Here is a 7656-nt window from a genome sequence, read left to right as displayed (position 1 = left end):
GCTTCGCTCCGCCAAAATTCGGCAAAGCCGAAATTCGCATGTCCGCCAAACGTTAGGCGTAATTATTAAACGATATGAACAAAGGTGTAAACTATGATAAAAGTTAGAAAAGCCACTTTAGATGACAAGAAAGATTTTTCCAATTTGATGCTTATCTCTGCTCCCTATTTTCAAATTCTTTTCAGCAGAAGGATACACTCAGTATTACAAGATTTGTTTTGTCGTCATTCTAATTTATTTTCTTTTGAAAATGTATATTTTGCTGAAGTCGATGAAAAGAAAGCTGGTATGGTCTTGGGGTATGATTGGCAAACAAAGAAACAAGAAAATTTAAAAACGGGATTTTTGTTATTTAAGAGAATAGGTGTTGTTATAATATGTAGGTTATCGTTATTAATGAAATTTAATGCTACGGTTGGAAAACTACACGAGGGCGAATATTATATCAGCAATATTGCTACATACCCTAAGTACAGAGGAATGGGAGTGGGAAAAAGGTTGATGTTTGAAGTTGAACAAGAAGCAGAGATAATGGGCGCTAAAAGGATAGTACTAGATGTTGAGAAGAATAATATAGGTGCAATTGGCTTTTACAAGAAATTGGGTTATGAAATAATAAAAGAGTTTTCAGTACCTTTACAAAGAGATAAAATATTACAATTTTATAGAATGACGAAAGAATTAAAATGATAACTTCGCCTAACAGGTGGATATATGGCTCCGCCTTTGGCTACGCCCAAATCCTGCAAAGCGGGACTTCACATATCCCCGAAACGTTATACTACATTGCTATATATTTATTAAGGAATATACCATGAATACAACTACCATATTTATAAATGTTTTTACTTTTGGCTGTTTAATATTTGCGATTATTAAGGATCGGATAAAAACAAAACAAGCACTAACTGTATCATTAAAGTCATTCTTTCGTATTATCCCTTCAGTTCTCATTATTATAATCTTTATAGGTCTGCTTTTAGGTTTCATACCACAAAGTCAAATTTCTAAAATCGTTGGTGAACAAGCAGGTTTCGGGGGAGTACTTATTGTAGCATTGTTGGGAGCATTTTTGCACATCCCCTCTTTAATTTCTTTCCCATTAGCAGCATCTCTCCTCAAAAGCGGAGCATCAGTTACCTCAGTTGCAGTGTTCATTACCACTTTAACCATGATTGGCGTGGTTACACTGCCCTTAGAAATAAAGGAATTAGGAAAGAAAATGGCTTTAATGAGAAATGGTATAAGTTTTGTTATTGCAATCATTATTGGTATTATCATGGGGGTGTTTCTATGAAAGATTATGTTAAAGAAAAAGGAACACAAAGAAAGGGGATGAAAAGAGATGCTATCATTCTTGGAATCACTTTAATTATTACAATAGCTTTACTATCAATTTTTCCTGACAAACAAGAGGCAGTAATCACAACTTCATGGAACTTCTTTATTGAAATGATTTTGATACTTCCTGCTGTGATGGTATTGATGGGTCTTTTCAGTGTGTTTGTACCAAAAGAAATGGTTGTGAGATACTTAGGTAAAGCTGCTGGAATAAAGGCTGTTTTTCTTGGCATATTGATGGGGTCATTGCCAACAGGCCCTCTTTATGTAGCTTTTCCTATGGCTTCTGCTTTAATTAAAAAAGGCGCCAAAATATCCTGTATCATTGCGTTTATCTCTGCATGGGCATGCATAAAAATTCCACAAGAGGTGGTAGAGCTTCAATTTCTTGGGCCAAAATTTATGGCAGCAAGACTCATTTTAACCATTATTTTTGTGGCTATAATGGGAATATTAATAGAAAGACTAATTGAATGGAGTGATAAAAAAAAACAAACAAATCTTAGGAGGTGAAGAGGATGCAAGTGTTTGATCTTAAAGCAATGAAAGCATATCCGTATGAGGAAGGGGATAAGAATGTCTTTTATAAGGCTAAGGAATTTAAAGCAAGAATTATTGAGCTTCAAGCCGGTGGAGAGATGCCAACTTGTGAAATGGCTTCTTATGTTATTTTCTATGTTATCGAGGGGGCAGCAGAAGTAAGAGTTAATCAGGAAATAATAAATATTAAAGAAGGGCAGTGCCTTATTACTGAACCAGCAACATTATCTATGAAGACAAATGATGGCGTTAAAATAATGGGCATACAGGTAGTGAAAAGTTTAAAGCAATGTCGATTAACAGCGGGTATGCAGTTCGCTACTGCTTACTCAAATTCCGACAAGTCGGAACTTCGCATACCCTAAAACCGTTAACAAAAATTCAGGGACAAAATATGATGAGGGAAATAAAATGGAACCAATAACACAAATGCTTATATATCTTTTCATAGGTCTTTTTGCCGGATTTATGAGTGGTATGTTTGGTATAGGAGGAGGATCTATAAGGATACCACTTCTTTATGTTGCCGGATTGCCCTTGTTAAGCGCTTTTGGAATAAATTTAGTAGTTATACCATTGTCCTCCTTTACTGGCGCTATAAGTCATAGAAAGAACATAGATTGGGAAATTGCTCCATATGTAATAATTGGCGGGATAATGGGTACTTTAACAGGGGCATTTTTAACGGGATATATCTCAACATTGGTTTTAGTAATTATTTTTGTTATCGTATCCATTATAAGTGTATTAGGGATTCATATGAATAGAACTTTTCCACAAATAGCACAAAACATTAATCCAAGCCCAAATATTATCATTTTAGGAGCATTCTTTCTCAACTTTCTAACAATTCTACGTGGAGGTAGTGGGGGTAGTTTATTTCCCCCTTTCCTAAAAATAATAGGACTTAGTATTCGAAAAGCAATAGCCACATCACTGTTTGCGACTATTTTTACAGCAATTGCAGGAGCGATTGTGTTTTGGTCTCGCGGCAATATAATGTTTCTCCCCGCTGTAGTGGTAGTCGTAGGCTCAATAATTGGAGCCCGAATAGGTAGTTTAATGTCTTTGAAGACAAAGCCACTGTGGCTAGAAATTGGGCTTTCATTATTCATTGTGATTCTCGCAATAATTGTGCTGGTTAAGGCAATATGATGACTGGAGAAGGTTGTATAACTGTGAAGATGAATTTTGCCCCCGAACTCTGCGACAACTTCGTTGCCTTGCCCTCACCTCGTTCGGGTCTACTAACAGCGGATAAAAGTCTTCGCTACCCTTCGCCCAAATTGCCTTTGGCAACTCCTTTTATGCTGGAACCGTTAGGCGACATAGTGGCTATTTCTTAGATGTATATCAGCTGATTGGAGTTGTTTGATATGAGGACTCTAAACCTTTTGGAAGTGTTATTGTTCTGTCTTATTATATTGTCTGGTTGTGTATCAAATGATTATGATATTGTTGAGGGTAAGGGGACAGTTATATATCTGGACTTTGAAGGTGGATTTTATGGAATAATAGCTGATGATGGCGAACATTATGACCCAATTAATTTACCTTCAGAATTTGAGGTAGATAGCTTACGAGTCAAATTTAAAGGAAAAATAAGAGACACCTTTATAGTTTTTACATGTGGGGAACTTTCATTGAATTGATATACATTACTTTATCGCATAGATCAATAGTATTCCCCCTAACACAACATAATAAGTTAATGTTGCAAAAGTTTTTGTTTACCAAGACTTCTTCTATGCTGGCAACGTTCTATAAGTATATCCCTAAACCAAAACACAGAACAAAAAGCTACATGACAAATATTTTCGTCACTTTATATTTATAGCACCAAAGCTATTGAAATAGATTATTTTGTGTATGTATTTGCCCCTTAGATAGTAAAATTCTTTTGGATAAAGTTTATTAATTTTAAATTTAGTTATGTATAATTTAATTATTAAAAAGAGTTGAAAGTATTACTAGAGGTTGACATGAAGAAAAGATTTTCAATTGTAGTGCTCCTTATATTTATTTTTACCTTTGCTCTTGGGAAAAGTGATATTTCGAAGTATGAAGACCTGATTAAAAAAATCGATATTCCTTACAAAAAGTATGTTTTAAATAATGGATTAACCCTTATAGTGCATGAGGACCACAAAGCACCAATAGTTGCGGTAAATATCTGGTATCATGTGGGTTCAAAAAATGAAAAAAGAGGTAAGACAGGTTTTGCGCATCTTTTTGAACATTTAATGTTTAATGGTTCAGAACATTATAATGATGAATACTTTAAACCTTTCGAAAAAGTTGGTGCTACTGATATGAACGGTACAACTAATAATGATCGGACGAACTATTTTGAAAATGTACCTGTTAATGCAATTGATCTGGCGTTGTGGATGGAATCTGACAGGATGGGACATCTGCTTGGAGCAATAGATCAGGCAAAACTTGATGAACAACGTGGTGTTGTTATTAATGAGAAAAAACAATATGAAAATCAACCGTACGGCAAAGCGTGGAGAATAATTGCTGAACATACCTACCCCAGCGAACATCCCTATTCCTGGCCTGTTATAGGATATGAAGAAGACTTGAAGTCAGCTACCTTAGAGGATGTTCGCGAGTGGTTTAAGACATATTATGGTCCTGCAAATGCCACACTTGTTATCGCTGGAGATGTGAATCCCGAGGAGATAAAAGAAAAAGTTGAGAAATATTTTGGTAGTTTCCACAGTGGACCTCCAATTGAAAAGTTTGATAGATGGATTCCTGTTTTAAGGGGAGAGCACAGATTTGTAATGCAGGATAGAGTTCCACAACCTCGATTGTACAGGGTTTACAACATTCCAGAGTATGGTTCTAAAGAGGGAACGGAATTTGAGCTCATTGCTGATATACTGGCATCTGGAAAAACCTCAAGGTTGTACAAAAGATTAGTTTATGATGAACAGCTGGCAACCAATGTATCGGTATTTGCTGATTTAAAAGAAATCGCAGGACAGCTTATAATTGTTGTGGACTTGCGTAATGATGCTGATATGGGAGAAGTTGAGAGAATCCTTAACGAAGAAATAGATAAGTTCTTGACTAAAGGACCAACGGATGATGAGCTCGATAGGGTGAAGATTGGTTATTTCTCTGATTTTATAAGAGGTATAGAAAGAATTGGTGGTTTTGGTGGTAAGTCAGATATTCTTGCGAGAAATCAGGTTTTTATAGGAGACCCTTCTCACTATAAAAGGCAGTTACAATGGGTTGCGAAGGTAACTAAGAAGGATATATTGTCTACAGCAAGGAAGTGGATGGGGCCTGGTTATTTTGTTCTTGAGGTGCATCCATTCCCCAATTATACGAGTACATTAGGGGATGTTGATAGAGCAAAATTGCCTGAAGTAGGAAGTCCACCAGAGCCGGAGTTTCCTGATTTTGTAAAGTTCGAAATGAATAATAGGCTTGAGGTTTATCTTGTAGAAAGAAAATCAATTCCCGCTGTCAATGCAATGTTAATTATAAATGCTGGATATTCATCTGATCAGTTATCAAAGCCTGGAGTAGCAAATTTTGCGATGGATATGTTGAATGAGGGAACAAGAAAGTACACAAGCCTTGAATTAAATGATGAATTAGAAAGAATTGGTGCGAGTATAGTTACAGGTGCAAATCTTGATTATTCCTATGTAAATCTGACTTCTCTAAATACAACTCTTGATAAAGCCTTTGAGTTATTCAGCGAAGTTGTATTAAATCCTTCATTTCCATCGGATGAGATAGAAAGAGTAAGGAAAAGGATTATAGCTAATATACAACAGGAGATGGCACGTCCTGTATATATGGCGCTTCGCGTATTGCCTAGATTTATATATGGGAAAGATCATCCCTACGGAAACCCAATGACAGGATCTGGTACTATTGAATCTATAAACTCAATAACACGAGAAGACCTTGTGAATTATTATAAGGTATGGTTCAAACCAAACAACTCCAAACTTATTGTTGTAGGAGATATTACTCGAAGTGATTTAAGAGCAATTCTTGACAAATATTTTAGCAAGTGGAAACCTGGAGGAGTTCCTGAAATAAAAATCTCTAAGGTTACATTCCCTGAAAAATCTGTAGTATATATAATGGATAAACCTCAATCACCTCAGTCGGTAATAATAGCTGGACATATAGCTCCACTTAAAAATGATCCTGATAATTTAGCAATTGAAGCTATGAATAGAATTCTGGGAGGTACCTTTACCTCTCGAATTAATATGAATTTGAGAGAAGAAAAACACTGGTCATACGGAGCAAGGTCTTTGGTTCTCGATGCCAGAGGTCAACCTCCCTTTATTGTATACGCACCGGTGCAAATTGATAAAACAGCTGATGCTATGAATGAGATTTTAGGCGAGTTAAATGGAATATTGACTGAAGAGCCTATAACTGAAGAGGAATTTGATAAAACAGTGAAAAATATGGTATTAAGTCTTCCTGGTAGATGGGAGACAAACAGAAGTATATTATCATCGCTTGCCGAGATTGTTATTTACGATTTACCGAGTGATTATTATAAGAAATATCCAGATGAGGTAAAAAGTCTTGATATTTCTAAACTTCAGAAGGCGGCTAAGAAAACTATCCATCCCGATAAGCTAATATGGGTGGTAGTCGGAGATAAAGAAAAAATTATGGGTTCTATTAAGAAAGCTGGGTTTACTGAGATACATTTGATCGACACCGAAGGTAACCTGATTGAGTAGATAATTCCCCTCCCCATATAAAGGGCTGTGCTGGTCATTGACTGGTGCAGCCTTTTTTCATAATTTTAAATTCGATGTATTGTTTTTATTTTTTTAATCTTTTTTATAAGTTTGAAGCTAAAATTTGAGGGATGTTATGTCTTATAGAGTTGTGGTATTAGTAAAGCAGGTACCCGATACAGCAAACATAACTGGCAACGTGATGAAAGAGGATGGTACAATTAATCGTTCAAAACTACCTGCAATTTTTAATCCTGAGGACAAGGTTGCTCTTGAAATTGCGTTAAGAGTTAAGGAAAAATATGGTGGTAGTGTAACTGTGATATCAATGGGTCCACCGAGGGCTGCGGATATATTAAGAGAGAGTCTATATATGGGGGCAGACAAGGTTTATTTAATATCCGATGTAAAGTTTGCCGGTGCTGATACTCTTGCGACGAGTTATGTCCTGAGTGAGGCTATTAAATATCTTGGCGAATTTGACTTAATTATGGCGGGAAGGCAGGCTATTGACGGAGACACAGCACAGGTGGGTCCTCAGACTGCTGAAAAACTCGGTATCCCACAGATAACCTATACGGAGGAAATTCTGGAGCTGGATAAAGACCATATAATTGTGAAAAAAAGAATTGATGGCGGGTATGAAATCGTTGAGTCCAGATTACCTGTACTGTTGACTATTGTAAAGGATGCAGCTGAACCAAGACCGTTCTCGGCCAAAAGGGTAATGTATTATAAAAAAGCAAAGACTATTTTTGAACTGAGCGAGATAATTGATGACACACAGGTTCCATATCTTGATAATTTAATCAAGGAATATGATGATAAAGGCTTACTAATAAAGACTATAACAGCGAAAGAATTACAACTTCCTGAAGAGCGGTGCGGTCTTAGAGGTTCACCAACGAAAGTATATAAAATAGATTCGGTAGTTTTAGCATCAAAGGAACCTGTCGTGATAGAGCCTACAAAGGAAGGCTTGGGTAGGCTGATAGATGAACTAATGGCAGATAGAATTTTTGGTTAAAGGAGATTT

At 36.2% G+C, this 7656-nt stretch carries 8 protein-coding genes; all 8 read left to right on the top strand.

The genetic code is table 11. The features are described from left to right. The first annotated feature begins 93 nt into the window (after window positions 1-93). A complete protein-coding gene (locus H0Z29_01305; protein ID MBO8130136.1) occupies window positions 94-690 on the top strand; it encodes a GNAT family N-acetyltransferase in 597 nt (198 codons plus the stop codon). Window positions 691-814: 124 nt separating this feature from the next. Continuing rightward, window positions 815-1297 (top strand): permease, encoded by a 483-nt coding sequence (locus H0Z29_01300; GenBank protein ID MBO8130135.1) that lies wholly within the window; start codon window positions 815-817, stop codon window positions 1295-1297. Continuing rightward, window positions 1294-1854, top strand: a complete 561-nt coding sequence (locus tag H0Z29_01295) for a permease (GenBank protein ID MBO8130134.1) — start codon at window positions 1294-1296, stop codon at window positions 1852-1854. Before H0Z29_01300 ends, H0Z29_01295 begins: the two co-directional genes overlap by 4 nt. A 5-nt stretch (window positions 1855-1859) precedes the next feature. Continuing rightward, window positions 1860-2246, top strand: coding sequence for a hypothetical protein (locus H0Z29_01290; GenBank protein MBO8130133.1), 387 nt, complete (start codon window positions 1860-1862; stop codon window positions 2244-2246). A gap of 46 nt (window positions 2247-2292) precedes the next feature. Next, window positions 2293-3036, top strand: coding sequence for a sulfite exporter TauE/SafE family protein (locus H0Z29_01285; protein MBO8130132.1), 744 nt, complete (start codon window positions 2293-2295; stop codon window positions 3034-3036). Window positions 3037-3257: 221 nt separating this feature from the next. Then, complete coding sequence (locus tag H0Z29_01280) at window positions 3258-3533, top strand: hypothetical protein (protein ID MBO8130131.1); 276 nt, start codon at window positions 3258-3260, stop codon at window positions 3531-3533. A gap of 330 nt (window positions 3534-3863) precedes the next feature. Continuing rightward, window positions 3864-6620 carry an insulinase family protein gene (locus H0Z29_01275; protein MBO8130130.1) on the top strand — a complete coding sequence of 919 codons (2757 nt, stop codon included), beginning with the start codon at window positions 3864-3866 and terminating at the stop codon, window positions 6618-6620. 136 nt (window positions 6621-6756) lie between these two features. Then, on the top strand, window positions 6757-7647 hold the full coding sequence (locus tag H0Z29_01270) for an electron transfer flavoprotein subunit beta/FixA family protein (GenBank protein ID MBO8130129.1): 891 nt from the start codon (window positions 6757-6759) through the stop codon (window positions 7645-7647). Window positions 7648-7656 lie beyond the last annotated feature (9 nt).

It is taken from the genome of Candidatus Neomarinimicrobiota bacterium (genome assembly GCA_017656425.1).
Lineage (GTDB): Bacteria > Fidelibacterota > UBA2242 > UBA2242 > B5-G15 > JACDNV01.
The sequence above is the reverse complement of the archived record's forward strand: the minus strand, read 5'-3'. Positions and strand labels throughout refer to the sequence as shown.